Origin of the sequence: Gordonia insulae, from assembly GCF_003855095.1 — a bacterium.
GTDB classification, from domain to species: Bacteria; Actinomycetota; Actinomycetes; order Mycobacteriales; family Mycobacteriaceae; genus Gordonia; species Gordonia insulae.
Genome location: NZ_CP033972.1, coordinates 5,654,147 through 5,676,877, shown reverse-complemented (window position 1 = coordinate 5,676,877; position 22,731 = coordinate 5,654,147). Strand labels below are relative to the sequence as shown.

The window sequence follows — 22,731 nt, the reverse complement described above, 5'->3', positions numbered from 1 at the left end:
GTCACGTCGGCACTCCTTCACGTTCGGCCACGCGCGGCGGCAGGGATGGCATCTCCAACAACACGGGCACCTTGCGTTCGGCCTCGGCACCGGTGAACGCCACGGTGGGGTCGGCGACCTCCGGCGCGTTGACGAACGAGACGAAGCGCTTGAGCTTGTCCTCGTCCTCGAGGACCGCCGCCCACTCGTCTTTGTATCCGGCGACATGGCGGGCCATGCTGTCCTCGAGTTCGGTGGCCAGTCCCAGGCTGTCGTCGCAGACCACCGCACGCAGATGATCGAGTCCGCCCTCGAGCGCCTCCAGCCACGGTGCGGTGCGCTGCAGTCGATCGGCGGTGCGGATGTAGAACATCAGGTACCGATCAATGTAGGCGACCAGCGTCTGGTCATCCACTCCGCTGGCGAGGAGCTGCGCATGCTTGGGGCTCTGCCCGCCGTTGCCGGCGACGTAGAGGTTCCAGCCGTGTTCGGTGGCGATCACCCCGACGTCCTTGCCTCGGGCCTCGGCACACTCACGGGCGCAGCCCGACACCCCGAACTTCAGCTTGTGCGGGGAGCGCAGGCCGCGGTAGCGCTTCTCCAGGAACACGGCCATGCCGACCGAGTCCTGGACTCCGTAGCGGCACCAGGTCGATCCCACGCAGCTCTTGACCGTGCGCAGGCTCTTGCCGTACGCGTGCCCCGATTCCATCCCGGCGTCGACGAGCCGTCGCCAGATGTGTGGTAGCTGATCGACCCGTGCACCGAAGAGATCGATGCGCTGGCCACCGGTGATCTTGGTGTAGAGGTCGAAGTCCCGGGCGATCTCGCCGATCACGATCAACTGCTCGGGGGTCACCTCGCCCCCGGGCATCCGGGGCACCACCGAGTACGAACCGTTCTTCTGCATATTCGCCAGGAAATGGTCGTTGGTGTCCTGCAGTGCGGCCTGCTCGCCGTCGAGGATGTGTTCGCTCGACGTCGACGCCAGGATCGACGCCACCGTCGGCTTGCAGATCTCGCAGCCCTGCCCGGTCCCGTGACGTTCGATGAGCTCGGAGAACGTCCGGATGCCGGTGACCGACACGATCTCGAACAGCTCTGCCCTCGACTGTGCGAAATGCTCGCAGAGCGACTTCGACAGTTCCACGCCCGATGCCGCGAGCAGCGACTTGATGCTCGGCAGACACCCGCCACACGTGGTGCCCGCCGACGTGCATCCCTTGATCGACGCGATGTCGCACGCGCCGTCGGCGATGGCCGAGCAGATCGTGCCCTTGGAAACACCGTTGCACGAACAGATCTCGGCCTCGTCGGGCAGGGCGTCGAGGCCCACACCCGGTCCGGCGGCCGGCGCGATCAGCGCGGACGGATCACCCGGGATCTCCCGGCCGACCATCGGCTTGAGCAACGCGTAGGCCGACGCGTCCCCGACGAGGATTCCGCCGAGCAGGGTCTTGGCGTCGTCGGAGACCACGACCTTGGCATATCGCCCCGCCACCGGGTCGTGATAGACGATCTCGAGCGCATTCTCGGAGGTCGCCATGGCGTCCCCGAAGCTCGCGACGTCGACCCCGAGCAGTTTCAGCTTGGTCGACATGTCGGCGCCGGGGAACGTCGACTGCTCGCCCACCAGTTGATCGGCGACGACCTCCGCGGTGCTGTAGCCCGGGGCGACCAGGCCGTAGCACCGGCCATCCACGGCCGCGACCTCACCGATCGCATAGATGTCCGGGTCGTCGGTGCGGCACGCCGTGTCGACGAGCACACCACCACGCTCGCCGACGGCCAGCCCCGCATCACGGGCCACCTGGTCGCGCGGTCGGACGCCGGCGGAGAAGACCACCAGCTCCGCGTCGACCTCGGTGTCGTCGCTGAGCGTCACGGTCAGGCCACCGTCGGCGCGGTCGGCGATGTCGGCAGTGCCGACTCCGGTGTGCACGGTCAGGCCCAGGTCGGTCACAAGGTTCTTCAGCACGGCACCGCCGCCGTCGTCGACCTGCATCGGCATCAGGCGAGGTGCGAACTCCACCACGTGCGGCGTCATGCCCATCAGTTTCAGGGCATTGGCCGCCTCGAGCCCGAGCAGCCCGCCGCCCACGACGAGCCCGGGTGCGCCCGGACCGGCGGCCTCGGCCGCCGCCCGGATCGCGTCCAGGTCGTCGAGCGTGCGGTACACGAAGCATTTCTCGTTGTCGTGGCCCGGTACCGGCGGCACGAACGCATAGGACCCGGTGGCCAGGACCACGGCGTCGTAGGCGATCTCCCGACCGGTGGAGGTGATCACCCGGCGGCCGGCCCGATCGATGTCGGTGACGGCCTCCCCCAGGTGCGTCACCACGTGGTCGTCACCGTCGTAGGTGTTGCCGTCCAGTGCCAGCGAATCACGCTGCCACACACCGACGTACGACGACAGTCCGACGCGGTCGTATGCGGGATCGCGCTCTTCGGAGACGACCTCGATACGCCATGTGCCGTGGGTGTCACAGTTGCGTAGCGCTTGTACGAAACGGTGACCCACCATGCCGTGGCCGACCACGACGACTGTCTTGGATTCGCTGGTCACTGGTTACTCCTCGATGTCTCGACGTGACCGGCCGGTCAGGCCAGGGCCTTGTCGGTGGAGCCGGATCCGGTGGTCGGCTCCTGCGCCGATCCCTCTGCGGGTGCGGCCACGGGCAGATCGGTGGTCTCGCCCACGACGATCGGGCGGCGGGCGTAGAACCACCAGGTGACCGCGGCGGCGAGCACATAGAAGCTCATGAACACCCAGAAGGCGACCGTCGCCGACTGATTCGACTTGTAGCTGGCACGCAGGACCAGGTTGATCCCGACACCGCCGAGACCGCCCGCGGCACCCGCGATGCCGATCAGTGCGCCCGACATGCTGCGCGACCACTTGGTCTTGCCCATCGCGTTGAGCCCGGACATGTTCTGCGCCTTGTGTTCCCAGATCGTCGGGATGATCTTGTAGACCGAGCCGTTGGCGAGGCCCGACAGCAGGAACAGCAGCACGAAGCCGACGATGAACGCGGTGAGCACGCCACCGGTGATCACCTTGCCGTTGGCGTCGGCGATCGACCCGGCGACCACCAGGATCGCCGCCGAGAACGTCATGGCGATGAACGTCCAGAAGGTGACCTTGCCGCCACCGATGCGGTCGGCGAGCTTGCCGCCGTAGGGGCGGATGACCGAACCGAGCAGCGGCCCGATCCAGGCGATCTGTGCGGCGGCCAGCGCCGGCTTGGCTGCACCCGCCGAGGTGAAGCTGATGTTGAGGACCTGACTGAAGGCGAACCCGAAACCGATGAACGAGCCGAACGTACCGACGTAGAGCAGGCAGATGAGCCAGGTGTCGCGGTGCTTGAGGCAGTCGAGCATCGCCCGGGCGCTCGACGTCTGGTGGTCCAGGTTGTCCATGTAGATGGCGGCACCGATGCCGGCCACCGCGAGGGCGACCAGGTAGATGGCACAGACGATCTCCGGCTGATCCGCGGCCAGCCAGATGACCAGCAGTCCGATGAGCTGGATCACCGGGACACCGATGTTGCCGCCGCCGGCGTTGAGTCCGAGCGCCCATCCCTTGAGACGCTGCGGATAGAAGGCGTTGATGTTCGTCATCGACGATGCGAAGTTGCCGCCACCGAAACCGGTGATCGCCGCGACGGCGAGGAACCAACCGAAGCCGAACTCGCCCGGGTTCATCATCAGCATCATCGTGAGGCCGGTCGGGATCAGCAGCACGATCGCACTGAAGATGGCCCAGTTACGGCCACCGAACTTCGCGGTCGCCTGGGTGTAGGGAATGCGCAGGCAGGAGCCGACGAAGGTGGCGGTGGCCGCGATGATGAACTTCTGATCGAGGCTGATCCCGTACTCCGGGCCCATGAACAGCGCCATCACCGAGAACAGCGACCAGATCGAGAAGCCGACGTGCTCGCAGATGACCGACCAGACCAGGTTGCGCTTGGCGATCTCGGCGTTGCCGCTGTCCCAGGCCTTGCGGTCCTCGGGATCCCAGTCGGTGATCGTGTGGTCGCGCGTCAGCGCAGTCCGCACGGAGGCGGGCAGTACAGGCATGGGCCATCCAATCGTTTGTTGTCGAGCGGGTTGGCCGACGACGGTGTCGGACGATTGGACCCAAAGTTAGGCAGCCAGTGTTGCCGGGATTTTCCCTCGCGTGACCGAAGAGTCACGTTGTGCTCACATCTGGGACGAGAACCTGTGAGAAGCGGAGCGTGACGCTGACCTGCGTCTACAACATCAACCGTACGAGGTCGACGACCCGGGCGAGGCCGGGCAGTGCGCCGGCGGTGGCACGCGGATGTAACGCGTGCACGGCGAGACGGAACATCGTGGCACGCAGCATCATCTGTGGCCATTCCGGCTGGTCGGCCCAGCGTTGCACGAGATCGTCGTCGGCGCCACCCCAGGCGAGCGAGTCGACGACGACGACCGCGGCCGCCCATGGCGCCGGCCGCCAGTAGGGCACGATGTCGGTGATGCCCGGCGCCGCGGCACCCGCGAACAGCACCGTGCCGAAGAGGTCGCCGTGCACCACCTGTGATGGCAGGTCGACGTTCTTCCGAAGTGTGGCAAGAGTTTTCAGCATGTGCACGCTGTCCATGCCGTCCGGCGAGGTCGGCTCCGACATACCGGCGGCCCGGGCCGTGCGCAACGGCACGTCCTCCCAGGCGGCGCGGTCGGCGGCGGTGAAGACGTCGACGTCGGTGTGCGGCGGCGCGGGCGACTGCAGCAGGAATCGCGGCCGGTCGAGCTCCGCGGTGGCCGCGTGCAGCCGGTCGGCGACCAGCACGACCTCGTCGTGGCGCGGCTCGGGCGTGCCGGCGATGTAGGTGTCGGCCCGCCAGCCCGACACGACATAGCGACCGTCGGTGGCACGGAACGGACGGGCCAGGCGCAGCCCTTCCACGTACAGCGATTCACGCACGCTCGCCGACCAGGCGGCACGCGCATGGTCGGGCACCAGCGACAGGACCACCTCGCCCACACGCCAGCCACCGATCCAGGAATCGCCCATGGCGATCGGCGGGTGGGCGGTGAGCCCGAACGTGTTCAGCACGTGTTCGGGCGGCTCGACAGTCTTCACACCTGCGAGATTACCGAGCGATCCAGGCATTATCCGGGAGCGACGCACGCCGGGACCCCACCGTGCTCGGAACCCGACACCGCGTGCGGCGGCGACGGACCCCCCGCGCACAGTGACACACGACACATCGATCCCGCGTCACACGACCGACTGCTGCGGTGTCATTGGTATGTGACCGACGCCGACGACGTGTTCACCGAACTCCGTCCACTGCTGTTCACGATCGCCTACAACCTCGTGGGGACGGCGACCGACGCCGAGGACGTGGTGCACGACTGCTATCTGCGTTGGCGGAATCGATCGCTCAGCGACGTCGACGATCCGCGCGCCTATCTGGTCACCGCAGTGAGCCGCACCGGCCTGAATCACCTGCGTACCGTCGGCCGTCGCCGCGAGACCTACGTGGGCAATTGGCTGCCCGAGCCGATCCGCACCGACGACGACGCGAGCCACGACGCCGTGCTCGCCGACTCGGTGTCGATCGCGATGCTGGTGGTGCTCGAGACCCTCGCACCCGTCGAACGGGCGGTGTTCGTCCTGCACGAGGTCTTCGATTTCCCGCATGCGGAGATCGCGACGTTGATCGGGAAGTCCGAACCGGCGGTCCGGCAGATCGCCCATCGCGCCCGTGTCCACGTCCGTGCGCGACGCCCGTGTGTCACCGATGCAACGGTGGCACCGCGGCCCCGACCGCAGGATGGTCGCGACGTGGTCGCACGGTTCCTGTATGCCGCACACACCGGTGACGTGGCGGCGCTGATCTCGATGCTCGCGCCCGACGTGGTGCAGATGTCCGACGGCGGCGGTCGGGTCGCGGCTGCCCGGCGACCGATCACCGGGGCAGACAAGGTCGCCGCATTCGCGGTCGGTCTCGCCCGGACCTCGATGGCGGACGCACACGTCACGCTCGCCACGGTGAACGCCGCACCGGGCGCGATCTTCACCATGGCGGGCACCGTCGATTCGGTCGCCGCATTCGACGTCGTCGACGGTCGGATCACGGCGTTCTATGCGATCCGCAACCCAGAGAAGCTCGTGGCCGTCGACGAGATCCGTCGGCTGGACAGAGGAAGGGACATGACATGGAGACCGTGACGGTCGAACGCACCATCCGGGCACCGGCGGACGCCGTGTTCGCGTGGATCAGCAACGCCCACAACTACACCCGGACCCCACTGGTGGTCTCGGAGCGGCTGCGGACACCCGGGCGCGACGCCCCGTACGGTGTGGGCGCGGTTCGGGTGCTGATCTGGATGGTCGGGTGGTTCGCCGAACGGATCACGGCCTACGACCCGCCACACGCGTTCGACTACCACGTGTTCCGGAGCATCCCGCCCTCGCGCCATGAGGCAGGCCGCGTGACCGTCGACGACGTCGACGGTCACGCCCACGTCGTGTGGACAACGACGTTCGAGGTGGCCATCCCGGTGGTGGGACGCGCGATCACGCGGTGGATCGCACAGCCACTGATGGACTACGCGTTCCGCCGCGTGCTCGACCGCGCGGCGGACGAACTTCAGTAGACCGGCAGCGTCTTGTCGACCTGGTTCGCCCATGCCGTAACGCCGCCCTGCAGGTGCGTGGCGTCGGCGAACCCCGCGCGCTTGAGCGCCGCGAGTGCCTCGGCCGACCGGATGCCGGTCTTGCAGTAGAGGACGGTCGGGCGGTCCTGCGGCAGCTTGGCGAGTCCCGCACCGGACAGGATCTCGTCCTTGGGGATCAGCGTCGCGCCCTCGATGTGCACGATGTCCCACTCCACGGGCTCCCGGACGTCGATGAGTGCGAGCCTGTCGCCCTGATCGAGCTTCTCCTTGAGTTCGGCGGCCGTCAGCGTCGACCCGGCCGCGGCGTCCGCGGCGTCTGTCGACACGACTCCGCAGAAGTCGTCGTAGTCGATCAGTCCGGCGATGCGCTCGCCGTCGGGGTCCTTGCGGATCTTGATCGTTCGGTAGGTCATGTCGAGGGCGTCGTACACCATCAGACGACCCAGCAGAGGCTCGCCGATGCCGCAGATCAGCTTGATCGCCTCGGTGCCCATGATCGATCCGATCGACGCGCACAGGATGCCGAGCACGCCGCCCTCGGCGCACGACGGCACCATGCCGGGCGGCGGCGCCTGCGGGTAGAGGTCGCGGTAGTTGAGCCCGCGGCCATCGGGTGCGTCCTCCCAGAACACCGACGCCTGACCCTCGAACCGGTAGATCGATCCCCACACATAGGGCTTGTGGGCGAGGACGGCCGCGTCGTTGACCAGATAGCGCGTCGCGAAGTTGTCGGTGCCGTCGAGGATCAGGTCGTACTGCGAGAACAGCTCGATCGCGCCCTCGGGTTCGAGTCGCTGATCGTGGATGTTGACGGCCACGTAGGGATTGATCTCCTGGATCGAGTCCCGCGCGCTCTCCGCCTTCAGACGGCCGATGTCGGACTGGCCGTGGATGACCTGGCGTTGCAGGTTCGACTCGTCGACGACGTCGAACTCGACGATGCCGATGGTGCCGACCCCGGCGGCGGCGAGGTACAGCAGCGTCGGCGATCCCAGACCGCCGGCGCCGATGACGAGGACCTTCGCGTTCTTCAGGCGCTTCTGGCCGTCCATCCCGACATCGGGGATGATCAGGTGGCGGCTGTAGCGGGCCACCTCTTCGTTGGACAATTCCGCTGCGGGTTCGACCAGCGGGGGCAAGGACGACACGGGCGCCTCCAGTACTTCCGACTCGTGTGTGGGCTCGTTGTTCTCAACCGTCACGATCGCGCGGGCATTCCACGCCGGCTCCCGCAACGCTCCGGGAGGCGTCGGGTCACCGGTTGGGGAACGGCCACGGGTTCGGTTTGCACACGTAGCCGCGATTGGCGCGCATGTCCGGATCGAGCGCCATGATCTCGCTGTTGGCCACGCCGAACGACTGCTGCATCATGACCGGCGCGAGCGCACCGTTCTCCTTGCACGGTTCGTGTGCTTCGTAGCCGATGCCGTGACCGGTCTCGTGGTTGATCAGATATTGCCGGTACAGCAGGTCGTCGCCCTGGTACGACAGCGCACCGCGCACCCATCGTGCCTCGTTGAGGGTGACCCGCTTCTCCGGCGGATAGAAGCACGACGTCTCGAGCTGGATCTGGTAGCCGCACAGTTCGCGTGCCGTGGCCGGCGACGCGAGGGTGATGCGCAGGTCCGGCTCACCCGCGGCGATCCGCCGGAACGCCACCTTGCCGTCCCCGATCCAGCTGCGCGGATTGGCCAGCGTCGAGTCGACCATCTTCGCGAACGTGCGGTCGCCGCCGAAGTCCTGGGCATTGACACCGTTCTCCACCTCGACGGTGTAGGTGTAGACCTGCTGTCCGGTCCCGACCTGCTTTCCGGCCCCGGGCACCACGTGGTAGGTCTCCCGACCCTTCTGGGTGTACGGCCCACCCGCGGGCAGTGTGCCGGCCGGCAGTGACGCGGCCTGGATGTTGCCCGACGGCGCACCGATCGGTTTGGTCTCCTTGCTGACGTCGGTGTTGCGGGAGGCCGCATCGGGATTGACGTCGGCCGCGGGTACGAACGCGGCGTTGTCGCTGTCGCGCACGGTCACCACGATCAGCACGATCGTCAGCACCACGAGCACCGGGATGGCGTAGGCGCGCCACCCGTAGGTGGCGACGAACCGGCCGAGCGTGCTCTGCTTCTTGCGCTCGGGCTGCGCATCCCGGTCCACCCGGACGCGCCCGCTGTCGTCAGTCGGGTCCCACCGCGCGCGGAGCGGCTGGTCGGGTCTGGGCCGTGTCCGTCCGGCCGACTCGGTGGCCGTCGTCGATGCGCCCGACGCCGGGGGCTCCCGCCGGGGCTGCCGTGGCCCCACGTCCTTGGCGCGTACACGCGCGCCGCCGACCCCGGTACCGGACGCGCCGGAACCTGCGCTACCGGAGTTCGGCCCGCCTCCTGGGTGACTCACAGCTCAACTTTCTCACAGGTCAACGAGGATCCGGGGAACCGAGGGCCGCGAAGCGACGGGAAAACAGGACTCAGCGCTGTGCGGATCGGGTGCGCCCACACACCGCGAGTACTCTCAACGCATGTCCACCACCACAAACTCTCCGCAGAGTGCGGGTCGTAGCACTCGACTGCCGCGTAGCGCGCGTCGGATGCAATTGCTCGACGCTGCCAGCGAGATCTTTGTGGAGCGCGGCTACCACTCCGCCGGGATGGACGAGATCGCCGTGCACGCCGGCGTCAGCAAGCCGGTTCTGTACCAACACTTTCCGTCGAAACTCGACCTCTATATCGCGGTGGTCGACTCGCATGCGGAGAAGCTGGTCAGCGACGTCAACCGGGCGTTGCTCACGACCACCGACAACAAGCAGCGGGTGCGCGCCGCGGTCGAGGCCTTCTTCGACTTCATCGACCAGGACAACTCGGGCTACCGCCTGATCTTCTCGTCCGACGCGATGGACCCGGCCGTCATCCGGCGGGTCGAGGGTGCCACGGAGGCGTGCGTCGACGCCGTCTACGGACTGGTGATGCACGACTCGGGGCTCGATCCGTACCGGTCGCGCATGCTGGCGGCGGGACTGGTCGGCGCGAGTCAGGTCAACGCACGGTATTGGCTCGAGGCCAAGCGTCCGGTGGACAAGCGCGCCGCCGTCGACACCACCGTCGCGCTGCTGTGGGGCGGGTTGTCGCACGTGCCGCTGCAGGGCGATTCGCCCGACGACGTCGACTGACGTCGAACGTCCGCGACCACCTCGACAAAGAGAATCGGTTGCTGCCGGACCGAGGTCCGACAGCAACCGATTGCTGTCTCATGCGCCCGTGGCGAGTACGCCTCAGGCGGCGCCGAATCCGACTCGCCGGTTCTCCGAGCTGCCCACCTCGACGTAGGCGATCTTCGTGACCGGGATCAGGTAGCGCGCGCCCTTGTCGTCCACGAGGGAGAGCAACTGCTCCTTGCCCGACAGCGCGGCCTCAACCTCGGCGAAGGCCTTGTCGCTGGTGAGCGCGGTCTGGATGGAGAGCTCCCGAGGACTGTCGGTGATACCGATCTTCACTTCAACGGCCATGGCCACCCTTCTCTCATCTGACGGCCCCGACGATGATGACGCCGGTGCCGATGGTGCCGACGCGGCACGACGACTGTCTGCCGAACCAGGCTAGTTCAGGTCGCGACGCCGCCGACACCGGCTCCGCTCACAGCGGAACCGACGGTGCGTCGTCGGAGGCTCAGCCGAGTCCGAGGTCGCTCATCCGTTTGCCGTGCTCCTCGGCGATCGTGTCGAAGAACGACGCCACGCCCTGCAACGACGCCGTGCCGGCGAACAGGAGGTCGGCGACCTCCTCCTCGGCGGCGAGCACCCACTGGGCATGGGTGACCGCCTCGCCCAGCAGACGGCGACCCCACAGCGTGAGAGGCGATCTGAGGGACGGGTTGGCGGCGACGGCCGCGGCGACCTGCTCACGGGCGAACCGCGAGTTCGACGTCTCGGCCATCACGCTCGCGACGACCGCCTGCGCATCGGCCGGCAGGGCACCGGCCGCCTCGGTGTAGAAGTCGGCGGCGAGCCCGTCGCCGACATAGGCCTTCACCAACGCCTCATACCACGTCTTCGGCGTGGTCACCTGGTGGTACTGGTCGAAGACCGAGCGATACCGCTCGACGGCCGCCGCCGGGTCGAGACCGTGGGCGGCGATCTGCTCCGCGAGGATGTCGAAATGGCCGATCTCCGAAGCCGCCATCCGTGCGATCGCGATCTTGCTGCGGACGTCCGGAGCCATCCGCGACTCGTCGATCAGCCGGTAGAACGCCGCGTACTCACCGGCCAGCAGAACGGCGAACAACTTGGCGATCGCACTGCTCTCGACCGCCGCCTCGGGGCTTGCGATGGGTTCGGGCGAGACTCCGGATGGGGGCGGCGCAGTCGACATGGTGGAGATGGTAGGCGGGGCCGCAGCGTTCACCAAGTACACTTGACAACGGTGTACTGACGCGATCATGACGATCCGGTGGCAGAACGGGCGGCACAACGGCCGACCGGCAGACACGGATCACGCGCAGACACCGGACAATGTGCGCGCACTCAACGTCGGGCGAGGCAGCCCGACCTGGTCACCACACAGTCGCCGACCACGGTTTGCCCGGTCCAGGAGACCTTTCTCGTTGCAAGCCGCTCGATCCCACTGTGGTGCCTTTCGTGCGTGCGGGAAAATGCAGAAAGGCATACAACCTCACATGAGCGATTCCATCGCGACGCAGGCGAATGACGCCGGCACGCCGTCCACCGCGGACGACGACATCAAGACGACGATCGTCGACGACACCCACACTCCCCCCACCTTCGCCGAACTCGGCGTCGACGAGCGCATCGTCGCCGCACTGGCCGACGACGGCAAGACGCACACCTTCGCCATCCAGGAGCTCACCCTTCCCCTCGCGCTGAGCGGTGACGACCTCATCGGTCAGGCCCGCACCGGGATGGGTAAGACCTTCGGCTTCGGCGTACCTCTGTTGCACCGCCTCGCCCATGCCGAGGAGTCGGGCCTGCGCGCGCTCGACAACACCCCGCGCGCGCTGATCATCGTCCCGACCCGGGAGCTGTGCCTGCAGGTCACCGGCGACCTCGAGGTGGCGGCACCCAAGCTCGACGTCACCCTCGCGAACGGGACCACCCGACCGCTCAAGATCACCTCGATCTACGGCGGTCGCCCCTACGAGTCGCAGATCGCCGATCTCAAGTCCGGCGTCGACGTCGTGGTCGGTACCCCCGGCCGGCTCCTCGACCTCGCGCAGCAGGGCCACCTGATCCTCGGCAAGGTCTCCATCCTGGTCCTCGACGAGGCGGACGAGATGCTCGACCTCGGGTTCCTGCCCGACATCGAACGCATCATGGCGGCCCTGCCGACGCCGCGGCAGACCATGCTGTTCTCGGCCACCATGCCGGGCCCCATCGTCACCCTGGCCCGCACGTTCCTCGATCGTCCGACGCACATCCGCGCCGAGCACGCGAACGACTCGGCGATCCACGAGCGCACCACCCAGTACGTCTATCGGGCGCACGCGCTGGACAAGGCCGAGCTCGTCGCCCGGATCCTGCAGGCCGACGGGCGCGGCGCCACCATGGTCTTCACCCGCACCAAGCGCACCGCGCAGAAGGTCGCCGACGACCTCGGCGAGCGCGGATTCAGCGTCGGGGCCGTGCACGGCGACCTCGGCCAGGTCGCCCGCGAGAAGGCACTCAAGAGCTTCCGCACCGGAGCCATCGACGTCCTCGTCGCGACCGATGTCGCCGCCCGCGGCATCGACATCGACGACGTCACGCACGTCATCAATTACCAGTGCCCGGAAGACGACAAGACCTATGTGCACCGCATCGGCCGTACCGGTCGTGCGGGCCGCACCGGTATCGCGATCACCTTCGTCGACTGGGACGAGTTGCATCGCTGGGAGCTGATCAACAACGCCCTCGGCCTCGGCAAGCCGGAACCGGTCGAGACCTACTCCACCTCCGAGCATCTGCGCGAGGAACTCGGTATACCGGCGTCGGCCACCGGCCGCATCCGTGCGCCGAAGCCGAGGTCCGACGACGGCGAGCGCACCGAACGGTCTCCGCGCGCCGAGCGCCCCAAGTCGACACGGTCGCGCCGCCGCACACGTGGCGGCAAGTCCGACGGCTCCGGCGGTGCCACCGCGGCCGCGCCGACCACCGATGCGGCACCGTCGACACAGCCGGCCGGCGGGGCTCCGGCCGCCGACGCGGACGGGTCCGATGCCGCGACCGACAAGCCTCGTCGGCGTCGCCGTCGGCGTGGTGGAGCCAAGCGGAACGGGTCGAACGGCTCCGAACAGCCCGCAGAGGGAGCACCGGCGACCGCGGCCACCGAATGATCCGGCGGTAACGTTCCCCACCGACATCTCATCTGCCGACGTACACAGGCACATGGTGTGAATCCGACCGGAGGGGCGCGTGGCACGAATCCGACCTGAGCGACGGACCCGCGTCGACCTCGCGGTCAGCGCCGCGATAGTGGTGGTCCTGCTCGTCGTCGGGCTGGTGATCTGGCTGCAGAGCCCGGTCCGGCACTCCGACAGCGTGCAGGCCGCCGCGCCGGTCCCCGACGTCACGCCGTCGACGACCGTGCCGGACCGGCTCATCCCGCTCTGGCGCGCCCGGTCCGATGCCACCGATTCGCCGGCGCTCAGCCGCTCGCTCGTGGTGACCGCCGACGGCGGCACGGTGATCGGACGTGACCCGACGACCGGTGGCGCCCGCTGGCAGTATCGCCGCGACCTCGACCTGTGCGCGGTGCTCGCCGCCTGGCCATCGACGACGAACGAGGTCCTCGCGGCCTACCGCAACTCGCGAGGGTGCGGCGAGGTGACTGCCCTGAGCGGGTCGTCGGGCAAGCGCTCGGGTAGCCGCAGCAGCGACGCCGACGACCGTATTCAGCTGGTCTCGGATGCGGGTTACGTTGTGTCCCAAGGAACTACACGACTGGAGACCTGGGGCTCCAACCTGGTCCGGGGCATCGAGTACGGACGCGTCGACGCACCGGTCAAGCCGGGTGTCCAGCCGGGTCGTACCGGCTGCCGGCTGCTCTCGTCCGCCATCGGCGGCGATCGCATCGCGGTCATCGAGCACTGTGGCACCGAACCCGGTTACCGCCTCACCGTCCTCGGTGCGGTCCTGGACAAGGACGAAGAGGTCCAGCAGTACGGGTCCTCGGTGATCACCGACGGCACCACCGGGCCGCCGCCGGTCCTGATCGGCATGAGCAGCTCGGCGATCGCCGTGTACGACGGCGGCGGCAACCGCCCGTCGCCGCCGTCCGACGCGCCCGGCGGACTGGCTCCCCCGGCGATCCGGCAGTTCAGCACCGACGGCGTCCCCACGGCGACCAACACCGTCACCGGCCCGCAGAGACCACCTGTGGGTGTCGTGCCCAGCTCCGGCGGTGGGCTCACCTCGTATTTCACCGGCCAGGCGACGGTCGTCCTGGACGCGCAGAACGTCCGCCCGATCTATCAGGTCCCGGGCGCGATCGGGACCGGCGACGTGATGGCCGGACAACTGCTGTTGCCCACCGCGACCGGGATCAGCGTGCGCGATGCCGCCACCGGACGCGAGCTGCGGTCGATCGCGGTGAACCGGGAAGGCCGCGGAGCGGAGCCCGTCGCGCTGCGCGTCCTGGGCTCGACGGTGATCGAGCAGTGGGGTTCGACCGTGCAGGCCTACGGACCCGCCTGACGACCGGCGGCCCGACCTAGATGCCGGACTCGAGCGTCCGGACCTTCTGCCCGGCGTCCCAGTGCTTCCAGAGATTCTCGGCGAGAGACCGATATGCGTTGGCGCCCTTGTTCTTCCGCCCTCGCATCACCGACGTCCCGGACGCCGACGCCTCCGCGAACCGGACGGTGCGCGGGATGGGCGGATCGAGCACCGGCAGTTCGTACCGGTCGGAGACATCGGACAGGACATCGCGGCTGTGGGTGGTCCGCGCGTCGAACAGCGTGGCGACGGCCCCGAGCATCGTGAGTCCCGGATTGGTGATCTGCTGGACTTCCTTGACGGTCCGCAGCAACTGCCCCACACCGCGGTGCGCGAGCATCTCGCACTGCAGCGGCACCACCACCTCGTCGGCGGCGGTGAGTCCGTTCAGGGTGAGCACACCCAGTGACGGCGGACAGTCGATGAGGATGACGTCGTAGTCCTCGGCGACCTCGGCGAGCGCGCGCTTGAGTGCGTACTCGCGACCCGGACGCATCAACAGCAGTGCCTCCGCCCCGGCCAGGTCGATCGTGGCCGGCAACAGCGTCACGTTGTCGTCGGTGTCCAGCAGGACGTCGGCGATCTCCTCCTCACCCAGGAGCACGTCGTGCACCGACACCTCCAACTGGTCGGGATCGTGTCCGAGCGAGAAGGTAAGACAGCCTTGGGGATCGAGATCGACGACGAGGACCGAGACGTCCAGATCGGCGAGTGCCGCGCCGAGCGACGCCACGGTGGTGGTCTTGGCCACTCCACCCTTTTGATTCGCGATGGCCAGCATGCGGGTCATGGGGACACTTTACGGCTGATCATGGTCGCCGTCGGGTTTACCGCCGCGCGGCGGAATCATCCGGTCCGTACTCACCGATCAGCCAGCGCGTGGACGCCGGGCTGAAGATCAGCACCAGCACCGCGACCGCGGCGATGGCCAGGGGAATCCCGAACCACGGCTGATGACTGTCGGTGAGCAACGCATACGCAACCGGCAGCAGCAGGATCTGGGCGACCACCGCGATCGCCCGGCCCCACCGCCGCCCGCTCAGCAATGCGACGCCGCCGACCAACACACCTCCACCGATGATGCCGAACCATGCGGCCGTGCCGTATCCGCTGATCGCCGCCTCTTCGTGACCGGCCGCCTCGCGAATCGCCAGGACCACCGCGACGATGACCGCTATCGCGCCCTCGATCGCGGTGACCGCACCGGCCACCCGGATCGTCGTCGGCGGACGCCCCATGGCCGAGTCCGGCCGCTCGCCCGGCCCCTGATCTCCGCCCACCACGGCGTCGTCGCCCCGCTTTCTGCTCACGTCCCCAGACTATGGTCACCGGACCGGTCGGCGCCGTTCGGCCCCGTCCCGCGAGGTCGATGTCGCAGGTGTCGCCGAGACCGGAGCGACGGGCGGATGTACGTCACACCGCCGCACCCCATATCGTGGGGTCTCGTGCGTGTCATGCTCATCGTCAACCCGTTCGCCACGGCCACCACGCCGGCCGGCCGCGACGCGCTCGCGCACACCCTCAGTTCGCGGTTCACCCTCGACGTCGAGCACACGACCCACCGTGGTCACGCCGGTGAACTCGCCCGCCGGGCGGTCACCGACGGCACCGACGTCGTCCTCGTGCACGGCGGCGACGGCTCGGTCAACGAGGCGGTCAACGGCATCCTCGGGGCACCCGACTCCGTCGTCGATCCCTCGGTCCGGCTGCCCGCGCTCGGGGTCATCCCCGGTGGCAGCGCCAATGTGTTCGCGCGCACGCTGGGCATCGCCGCCGATCCCCTCGCGGCCACCGGCCAGATCATCGATCTGCTCGAGTCCGGCCAGTGCCGGCGGATCGGACTCGGTCACACGCAAGACCGCTGGTTCCTCTTCAACACCGGCATGGGCATGGACGCAGTCGTGGTGCACGCGATGGAGGACAAGCGTCACGCCGGCAAGGCGGCCACTCCGATGCGCTATCTGTGGACGACCGTCTCCTCGTTCCTGCGTCACGCGGCCAGTCGCGACTCGTTCACCGTCGAGGTCCCCGATCGTGAGCCGATCCCCGGTGTGCAGTTCGGGTTCGTCAGCAACACCAGTCCGTGGACCTACCTCGGCAACTACGAGATCCGCACCAATCCGACGACCGGATTCGACACGCGGCTCGGCCTGTTCGCCGCGACCTCGACCGCGGTGTCACGCAATCTCCCGCTGGCCACCCGCCTGCTCACCCATCGGGCTCCCAAGGCTCGTCACCTCTACCGCGACGACGATGTCGAGTGGGTGCGGTTCCGCGCGGACGAGCCGATCGACGTCCAGATGGACGGCGACTACATCGGCGCACACCACGCCATCGACTTCGGCTATCGATCCGATGCCCTGGCCGTGGTGGCCCCGGGCGACAGCATCAGGGCAACCCCGAGCACCGCGTAGGGCACGGCCGCGACGGCGAACAGCACCGTCGACGACGCCCACGCCGAACCCACCGCCCAGGCCGCGAACGCGCCGATCGCCACCACCTCCTCACCGACCCCGGCGACCGATGTGATGGTCGCGCGTGACGTCGACGACACCTGATGCTGCAGCATCGCGTCCGCCATCACCAGCGCCCACCCGAAGACGCCGAAGGCGAAGGCCACCAAGATGATTCCGGTCGGATGGTCGAGTAGCGCACCGCCGGCGAGCGCAGCCGCGCCGGCGATGAGCCAGGGCGCGAGACGGCGCGGGCGGAACGCGGACGGCTCCGTGCGCACGGCGGCCCAGCCACCGGCGATGTCACCGAGGGCGACGATGACCATCAGCCCCGCGACACCGGTCACCGCATCCGGCCCGGACCACATCTCCTCGGCGAGCAACGGCAGGAACTCATCGAGTGCCGCCACCCAGGTCAGCACGATCAGCAGGACGAAGATCCGGCGAACCGTGCGATCGTGGCGCAGCCGACCGCACGCGTCCACCAGCACCGACCGCCACCCCATGCCCGATTCGTCGTCCTCGACCCGGTCGTCCGAGCCGCGCTCCGCACGTCCCGGCGGAGCGTCCTCGGGCAGCGCCGCCGACGCCGCGGCACAGATCGCGCAGGCCACCAGGCTCGCCGCCCCCACCGCGTGGTAGCCGCCCCAGGCGGCGAGCGGCACGGCCAGACCGGTTCCGACGAGCACTCCGACGGCGCCCATCGCGCGCACGCGACCGGCCAGCGCCGCGTATCGCAGGGCCTCGCCACGCGCGGCGAGCGTGTCATACAGCAGAGCCTGCAACGTTCCGGACCGCAGGGCCGAACCCGCGGACCACAACACGAAACCCGCAGCGAATGCCGCATACGACGGCCACCACGTCCAGAGCGCGAAGCCGGCCCCCGTCAACATCGGACCGATCACCAGGAGTGTTCGTCGGGGAACCCGATCGGCCAACACCCCGGTGGGGATCTCGAACACGAATGAGCACAAGGACCAGATGATGAACAGCGACGAGATCGACGCCGCCGATAGGCCGGCGCCCGGTACGGTGGGGTCGGCGAACATCACCGCATAGAGCGGATAGAGCGGGATGGCGTCCTCGGCCAGGGCGGCGATCGACGCCGTGACGGTCAGCCGGTGTGACGGAGGTCAACATCGATGTCGTGGCATGGCTCACACCATACCGGCGATGACGCGAACACCACCAGGGATTTCTCGCAGCGACCTGGGAAAATTCCGCGACAGGAACCACCCGGAGCGGGTAGACTAGTACATCGGTGCACAACCAGTGCAAGCACCCCCATCCCGGGGATGATCACACCACAGTGATATTGCACACGTGTAAACGGAACACCATTGACTTCGCCTGGATTCGTGAAAGTATTCACAAGCAACAGTGCGGAAACATTTGGTGGGTCCGCGTGAACTAGCGGTTACAGCCACAACAAACCAGATATGGGAGTTGTCGAGTGGTGCGCGAAATCGCACCTGAAGGAGAAGGAATGGACTGGCGTCACAAGGCAATCTGTCGCGACGAAGATCCGGAACTGTTTTTCCCGGTGGGAACCAGTGGCCCGGCCATCGCGCAGATCGCCGATGCGAAGCTCGTCTGCGCCCGGTGCCCCGTCACGGCCGATTGCCTTTCGTGGGCCCTGGAATCCGGCCAGGATGCAGGCGTCTGGGGAGGCATGAGCGAAGACGAGCGACGTGCGCTCAAGCGGCGCACCGCACGTACGCGGACGCGGAGCAGCGTCTGACCGGGGGCCACAGACCCGAGTCGCGAAAGCGGCCACGAAGAGACCCGGCCCCGGCCGGGTCTCTTCGTCTGTGGACCCGAAACAGGGGCCATGACAACGGATTCGATACGCAGTCGATGATCCGTCATGTGCCACACCGAAATTCGAACATCTCGGCCCGCGTGATCACCGCAGCGGGATGACGACACCCACCTCGGTGCCATACCCAGAAGGGTTGGGGCCCATGGTGAGTGTGCCGCCGAGTTCGATCGACACGAGGGTCTGCACGATCTGCAGGCCCAACCGGTCCGAGTTGGCCATCTCGAAACCGTCGGGTAGGCCGGACCCGTTGTCGCGCACTGCTATACGCATCTGACGGACGTCTCGGTCGGCGACGATCTCGATCTCGTTGTCGACCGTGGTCGCGTCGAAGCCGTGCTCGATGGCGTTCTGGATCAGTTCGGTGAGCACCATCACCAACGGCATCGCCAGTTCTGCCGAGAGCACACCGAGGCGATCACGATGTCGCACCTGGATCGTGGCGTCCCCGGAGGCCACGTCCACCAGGATCGGCACCAGGCGTGCGACCACCTCGTCGAGATCGACTTCCTCGTCCACACTGCCCGACAGCAGTTCGTGCACGAGAGCGATCGACGCCACCCGGCGCACCGCCTCGGTCAGCGCGCCCCGGGCTTCGGGATTCGTCGTCCGGCGGGCCTGCAGGCGCAACAACGCAGACACCGACTGCAGGTTGTTCTTGACCCGATGATGGATCTCCCGGATGGTGGCGTCCTTGCTGATCAATGCGAGGTCGCGGCGTTTCACCTCGGTGACGTCGCGGATCAGCACCACGGCACCACTGCTGCGCCCGCGGGGCCGTAGCGGCACCGCCCGGATCAGCACGGTCGCGCGCCGCGCGTCCGCCTCCATCCGCATCCCGACATCCCGGTAGGGGCCGGCGGGTGGTGCCGAGGTACCCACGGCCGCGTCGATCATCGTCGCGACGTCGTCGGACTCGAACGGATCGGTCAGCAGCGACGATGCGACCTCGGACAGCCGCGTGTGGGTGAGTTCGGTGGTCCAGCCCATCCGATGGAACGCCGACAGCGCGTTCGGACTCGCATAGACCACCATGCCGTGCTCGTCGACGCGCACAAATCCGTCGCCGGCGCGCGGCGTGGACAGCCCGCGGGGATTGCCCTCCTGATGCGGGAAGGTGCCGTCGGCGACCATCTGGCACAGATCGTTGGCCGAATCCTGATACGCCAACTCCAGCGGCGACGGCAACCGCGGATGCGTCAGGTCGACGGCCCGCGTGAGGACCGCGACCGCACCGTCGCCCTCGAAGCCGACCGGCACCGCCTCGCGCCGGATCGCCACCGCACCGAGCCATTCGGGATCCTCGTCCCGCAGCACCCGGTCGGCGGTGAACGCGCGCTCGAGCTGTGGACCGCCGCGCCCGTCCGTGCCGCCACCCTGCCCCGACGCCGCGACGACCGTGCCGACCTCATCGCTCGGGAAGACCGTCGAGGCGGTGTTCGGACGGCACTGGGCCACCGTGACGATGTCGCCGTTCTCGGTCCGGACCGACATCAGCAGATCCGCGAACGACAGGTCCGCGAGCAATTGCCATTCGGCGACGAGCCGCTGCAGATGTCCGGCAGCGGCATCAGAGAGCTTGGTGTGTTCGGCGAGGAGATCGGCCAGCGTCGACATGATCGGCGTCGGTCAGACGTCGTGCCGTGACCGACTCACGGAGAGTACCGACACCACCGGGTTACTCGAAGACCGCGATGATGTCGCCGGCCTGGATGACGTCGCCCACCGCGACCTTGATGTCGGCGATGGTGCCGGGTTCCTCAGCGAGGACCGGGATCTCCATCTTCATCGACTCGAGCAGGAAGAGGGTGTCGCCGACGTCCACCTGTTGCCCGGGCGTCGCCCGTATCTCGAGGACGCTAGCCACGATCTCTGCCACGACATCTTCAGCCATGCACATAACCTAGCCCACTCGACGAGCACTCACGACGCGGTCCGGACGACGTGCCGGGGCTTGGCGGAAACCGCCGAAAAGACTTCCCACGGCTCCCCGACCAGGCGATTGGAACCCCGATCGACCGGCATGGGAGAATCGACTGGCACATAGCACGAAGGAGACCGTCATGGGTAAGCGCGGACGTAAGAAGCGCGCTCGCAAGAAGAACGCTGCCAATCACGGCAAGCGTCCCAACTCCTGAGTCGAGCAGACTCTCAGGGAGTACGAGCGTCCGGGCGCGACTCGACGATTCACGTCGAGTCGTGCCCACCGCATCAGGGCGTTCCGCGACCCGTCTCCCGGACCACGACGGTCCGCCGGATCTCCACCCGTAGCCTCTCCCGCAGACCCTCCGGGGCCTGTTCCCCTCCGCATTTGCGGGTGATCAATGCCTTGAGTTGCCGTTCGATGCCGTAGTGCGCAAAGCATGACGGGCAGCTGTCGAGATGGCCCTGCAGGCGTGTCCGCGCATCGGAGTCGCATTCGTTGTCGAGCAGCAGCCAGACGTCGGCGATGACCGCCGAACAGTCGAGTTGCAAGAACTCCGGGTCGACGTCGTCGGTGCCGGGCCGGGACTCGTCGGGACGCTGCATCGCGCTCATCGCGCCACCCCGCTCTCCGTCGGCTTCGGCGAACGGTTGAAGCCGCGTTCACGCGCGACGTCGGCGAGCAACTCGCGTAGCTGGCGGCGACCGCGGTGCAGTCGTGACATGACGGTGCCGATCGGTGTGTCCATGATCTCGGCGATCTCCTTGTACGGCAGGCCCTCGACGTCGGCGTAGTACACCGCCATCCGGAAGTCCTCCGGCAACTCCTGCAGGGCTGCCTTGATGTCGTCGTCGGGCAGTGCGTCGAGCGCCTCGATCTCCGCCGAACGCAGACCGGTCGAGGTGTGCTCGGCGGTGGCCGCCAGCTGCCAGTCGGTGATCTCGTCGGTCGGATACTGCGCCGGCTGCCGCTGCTTCTTGCGGTACCCGTTGATGTAGGTGTTGGTCAGGATGCGATACAGCCACGCCTTGAGATTGGTGCCCTCGCGGAACGATGCGAACGCCGAGAACGCCTTCACATAGGTCTCCTGGACCAGGTCTTCGGCGTCGGCCGGATTACGCGTCATGCGCAGGGCGGCGCCGTACATCTGGTCCAGCAGCGGCAGCGCGTCGCGCTCGAATCGCTCGGTGAGCTCCTGGGGGGACTCTTTCGGGTCCGTCCGGCGCGGGGCCTGCGACCCGGCACCGGACTTGGCGGACGGCTCGGCCGCATCGTCGGCCGACGCGGCCGGTTCGGTGCGCCCGGACGGCTGGTCCTGAGACTCGGGTTCGACCACTACGATCCCTTCGGTGACGGCATGTGTGGAGACGGTGTCCGGCGCCGTGATCACCCAGCGGGGGTCCGGCGTGGCGTCTGCACTGTCGGTCAAGCTTACCGATGTCGTCGACCACCCGAGGTCGGGCCGGTCGAGGAGCGGGTGAACCGATGGAGTCGGTGCGAGCAGGCCTGCTGTGGTCATCGGGCTGATCGACCTACCTTCCGGGTCGGAAACGTACTGGTGGCGAGGGCGGCGACACCGAACATCGATCGCATCGCCACATCTGACAACAGCCCGATCTCGCAAAATGTTCCAGAGACCGGCTCGGCGCGACCCGCCGCGGCCGTGTCCGACGCGAAAGGACGACCAGCCGATGGCCGCAACTCCCGCGATCGCGGCGCTCGAACGTGCCGGCATCGCACACCGTGTGCACCGCTACGCGCACGACCCACGCAGCGACGCATACGGCGACGAAGCCGTCGCCGAACTCACCGCCGCACTCAGCGTGAGCGTGGACCAGGTCTTCAAGACGCTGGTCGTCGACGTCGGCGGAACGCTGGCCGTCGCGATCGTGCCCGTCCCGCACCGCCTCTCCCTCAAAGCCGTGGCCGCCGCATTGGTCGAGCGGATCCCCGGCGCGACGAAGGCGCGGATGGCCGAGGCGAAGGCCGTCACCCGATCCACCGGATACGTCCTCGGCGGGGTCTCCCCGATCGGTCAGCGCACCGTGTTGCCGACCGTCGTCGACTCCTCGGCACTCGGGTGGCCGGAGGTGCTGTGCAGCGCCGGTCGGCGCGGACTCGAGGTCGCGCTCGCCCCGGCCGACCTGGTCGCGATCACCGACGCGGTCGTCGCCGACATCGCGACCTGATCCCCGTGCGTGACGGCACG

General features: G+C 68.0%; 23 protein-coding genes. 9 read left to right on the top strand and 14 right to left on the bottom strand.

Annotated features, from left to right (window positions below; all coding sequences use genetic code 11):
- Nucleotide 1 precedes the first annotated feature (1 nt).
- From nirB to D7316_RS25595, 3 genes are all read right to left on the bottom strand, one after another.
- The gene (gene nirB, locus D7316_RS25605) at nt 2-2,545 is read right to left on the bottom strand and encodes a nitrite reductase large subunit NirB (RefSeq protein WP_124710759.1); all 2,544 of its coding nucleotides are present in this window, start codon (nt 2,543-2,545) and stop codon (nt 2-4) included.
- A gap of 35 nt (nt 2,546-2,580) precedes the next feature.
- Nucleotides 2,581-4,059 (bottom strand): nitrate/nitrite transporter, encoded by a 1,479-nt coding sequence (locus D7316_RS25600; RefSeq protein WP_124710758.1) that lies wholly within the window; start codon nt 4,057-4,059, stop codon nt 2,581-2,583.
- A gap of 175 nt (nt 4,060-4,234) precedes the next feature.
- On the bottom strand, nt 4,235-5,089 hold the full coding sequence (locus tag D7316_RS25595; protein WP_124710757.1) for a TIGR02569 family protein: 855 nt from the start codon (nt 5,087-5,089) through the stop codon (nt 4,235-4,237).
- A gap of 171 nt (nt 5,090-5,260) precedes the next feature.
- Here D7316_RS25595 and sigJ point away from each other — a divergent pair, with 171 nt between their 5' ends.
- Nucleotides 5,261-6,184: an RNA polymerase sigma factor SigJ gene (sigJ, locus tag D7316_RS25590; protein ID WP_124710756.1), complete on the top strand. Its 924-nt coding sequence runs from the start codon at nt 5,261-5,263 to the stop codon at nt 6,182-6,184.
- Nucleotides 6,172-6,612, top strand: a complete 441-nt coding sequence (locus D7316_RS25585; RefSeq protein WP_124710755.1) for an SRPBCC family protein — start codon at nt 6,172-6,174, stop codon at nt 6,610-6,612. Before sigJ ends, D7316_RS25585 begins: the two co-directional genes overlap by 13 nt.
- On the opposite strand, the gene moeZ is transcribed toward D7316_RS25585, so the two are convergent.
- Both moeZ and D7316_RS25575 read right to left on the bottom strand, forming a co-directional pair.
- Nucleotides 6,606-7,781, bottom strand: coding sequence for an adenylyltransferase/sulfurtransferase MoeZ (gene moeZ, locus D7316_RS25580; RefSeq protein WP_124710754.1), 1,176 nt, complete (start codon nt 7,779-7,781; stop codon nt 6,606-6,608). The genes D7316_RS25585 and moeZ overlap by 7 nt on opposite strands.
- A 106-nt stretch (nt 7,782-7,887) precedes the next feature.
- A complete protein-coding gene (locus D7316_RS25575; RefSeq protein WP_124711580.1) occupies nt 7,888-8,928 on the bottom strand; it encodes a DUF3152 domain-containing protein in 1,041 nt (346 codons plus the stop codon).
- A gap of 214 nt (nt 8,929-9,142) precedes the next feature.
- Between D7316_RS25575 and D7316_RS25570 the strand changes: the two genes are divergently transcribed.
- Nucleotides 9,143-9,790, top strand: coding sequence for a TetR/AcrR family transcriptional regulator (locus D7316_RS25570; protein WP_124710753.1), 648 nt, complete (start codon nt 9,143-9,145; stop codon nt 9,788-9,790).
- A gap of 102 nt (nt 9,791-9,892) precedes the next feature.
- Here D7316_RS25570 and D7316_RS25565 read toward each other — a convergent pair whose 3' ends face one another.
- Both D7316_RS25565 and D7316_RS25560 read right to left on the bottom strand, forming a co-directional pair.
- Complete coding sequence (locus D7316_RS25565; RefSeq protein WP_124710752.1) at nt 9,893-10,126, bottom strand: DUF3107 domain-containing protein; 234 nt, start codon at nt 10,124-10,126, stop codon at nt 9,893-9,895.
- 160 nt (nt 10,127-10,286) lie between these two features.
- A complete protein-coding gene (locus D7316_RS25560) occupies nt 10,287-10,988 on the bottom strand; it encodes a ferritin-like fold-containing protein (RefSeq protein WP_124710751.1) in 702 nt (233 codons plus the stop codon).
- Between the two features lie 304 nt (nt 10,989-11,292).
- Between D7316_RS25560 and D7316_RS25555 the strand changes: the two genes are divergently transcribed.
- Entirely contained in the window at nt 11,293-12,945 is a 1,653-nt protein-coding gene (locus D7316_RS25555; RefSeq protein WP_124710750.1) for a DEAD/DEAH box helicase, read from the top strand.
- Nucleotides 12,946-13,024: 79 nt separating this feature from the next.
- Nucleotides 13,025-14,305, top strand: coding sequence for an Rv3212 family protein (locus D7316_RS25550; RefSeq protein WP_124710749.1), 1,281 nt, complete (start codon nt 13,025-13,027; stop codon nt 14,303-14,305).
- Nucleotides 14,306-14,321: 16 nt separating this feature from the next.
- Here D7316_RS25550 and D7316_RS25545 read toward each other — a convergent pair whose 3' ends face one another.
- Together D7316_RS25545 and D7316_RS25540 are read right to left on the bottom strand one after the other, a co-directional pair.
- Nucleotides 14,322-15,116 carry a ParA family protein gene (locus tag D7316_RS25545; RefSeq protein ID WP_124710748.1) on the bottom strand — a complete coding sequence of 265 codons (795 nt, stop codon included), beginning with the start codon at nt 15,114-15,116 and terminating at the stop codon, nt 14,322-14,324.
- Between the two features lie 37 nt (nt 15,117-15,153).
- Complete coding sequence (locus tag D7316_RS25540; protein WP_124711579.1) at nt 15,154-15,564, bottom strand: hypothetical protein; 411 nt, start codon at nt 15,562-15,564, stop codon at nt 15,154-15,156.
- A gap of 207 nt (nt 15,565-15,771) precedes the next feature.
- Here D7316_RS25540 and D7316_RS25535 point away from each other — a divergent pair, with 207 nt between their 5' ends.
- Entirely contained in the window at nt 15,772-16,740 is a 969-nt protein-coding gene (locus tag D7316_RS25535) for a diacylglycerol/lipid kinase family protein (RefSeq protein WP_124710747.1), read from the top strand.
- On the opposite strand, the gene D7316_RS25530 is transcribed toward D7316_RS25535, so the two are convergent.
- On the bottom strand, nt 16,671-17,828 hold the full coding sequence (locus D7316_RS25530) for an MFS transporter (RefSeq protein ID WP_124711578.1): 1,158 nt from the start codon (nt 17,826-17,828) through the stop codon (nt 16,671-16,673). The two genes, D7316_RS25535 and D7316_RS25530, sit on opposite strands and share 70 nt — an antisense overlap.
- Before the next feature lie 437 nt (nt 17,829-18,265).
- On the opposite strand from D7316_RS25530, the gene D7316_RS25525 reads away from it, so the two are divergent.
- Complete coding sequence (locus D7316_RS25525) at nt 18,266-18,520, top strand: WhiB family transcriptional regulator (protein WP_124710746.1); 255 nt, start codon at nt 18,266-18,268, stop codon at nt 18,518-18,520.
- 165 nt (nt 18,521-18,685) lie between these two features.
- Here D7316_RS25525 and D7316_RS25520 read toward each other — a convergent pair whose 3' ends face one another.
- Both D7316_RS25520 and D7316_RS25515 read right to left on the bottom strand, forming a co-directional pair.
- Nucleotides 18,686-20,215, bottom strand: a complete 1,530-nt coding sequence (locus D7316_RS25520; protein ID WP_124710745.1) for a sensor histidine kinase — start codon at nt 20,213-20,215, stop codon at nt 18,686-18,688.
- A 61-nt stretch (nt 20,216-20,276) separates the two neighbouring features.
- Nucleotides 20,277-20,492: a biotin/lipoyl-binding carrier protein gene (locus tag D7316_RS25515; protein WP_124710744.1), complete on the bottom strand. Its 216-nt coding sequence runs from the start codon at nt 20,490-20,492 to the stop codon at nt 20,277-20,279.
- 169 nt (nt 20,493-20,661) lie between these two features.
- Between D7316_RS25515 and D7316_RS27750 the strand changes: the two genes are divergently transcribed.
- Nucleotides 20,662-20,736, top strand: a complete 75-nt coding sequence (locus D7316_RS27750; protein ID WP_370452957.1) for a 50S ribosomal protein bL37 — start codon at nt 20,662-20,664, stop codon at nt 20,734-20,736.
- A 73-nt stretch (nt 20,737-20,809) separates the two neighbouring features.
- On the opposite strand, the gene rsrA is transcribed toward D7316_RS27750, so the two are convergent.
- On the bottom strand, nt 20,810-21,127 hold the full coding sequence (gene rsrA / locus D7316_RS25510) for a mycothiol system anti-sigma-R factor (RefSeq protein WP_124711577.1): 318 nt from the start codon (nt 21,125-21,127) through the stop codon (nt 20,810-20,812).
- Nucleotides 21,128-21,132: 5 nt separating this feature from the next.
- Entirely contained in the window at nt 21,133-22,041 is a 909-nt protein-coding gene (locus D7316_RS25505; protein ID WP_269462515.1) for a sigma-70 family RNA polymerase sigma factor, read from the bottom strand.
- 172 nt (nt 22,042-22,213) lie between these two features.
- On the opposite strand from D7316_RS25505, the gene D7316_RS25500 reads away from it, so the two are divergent.
- Complete coding sequence (locus tag D7316_RS25500; protein WP_124710743.1) at nt 22,214-22,711, top strand: aminoacyl-tRNA deacylase; 498 nt, start codon at nt 22,214-22,216, stop codon at nt 22,709-22,711.
- Nucleotides 22,712-22,731 lie beyond the last annotated feature (20 nt).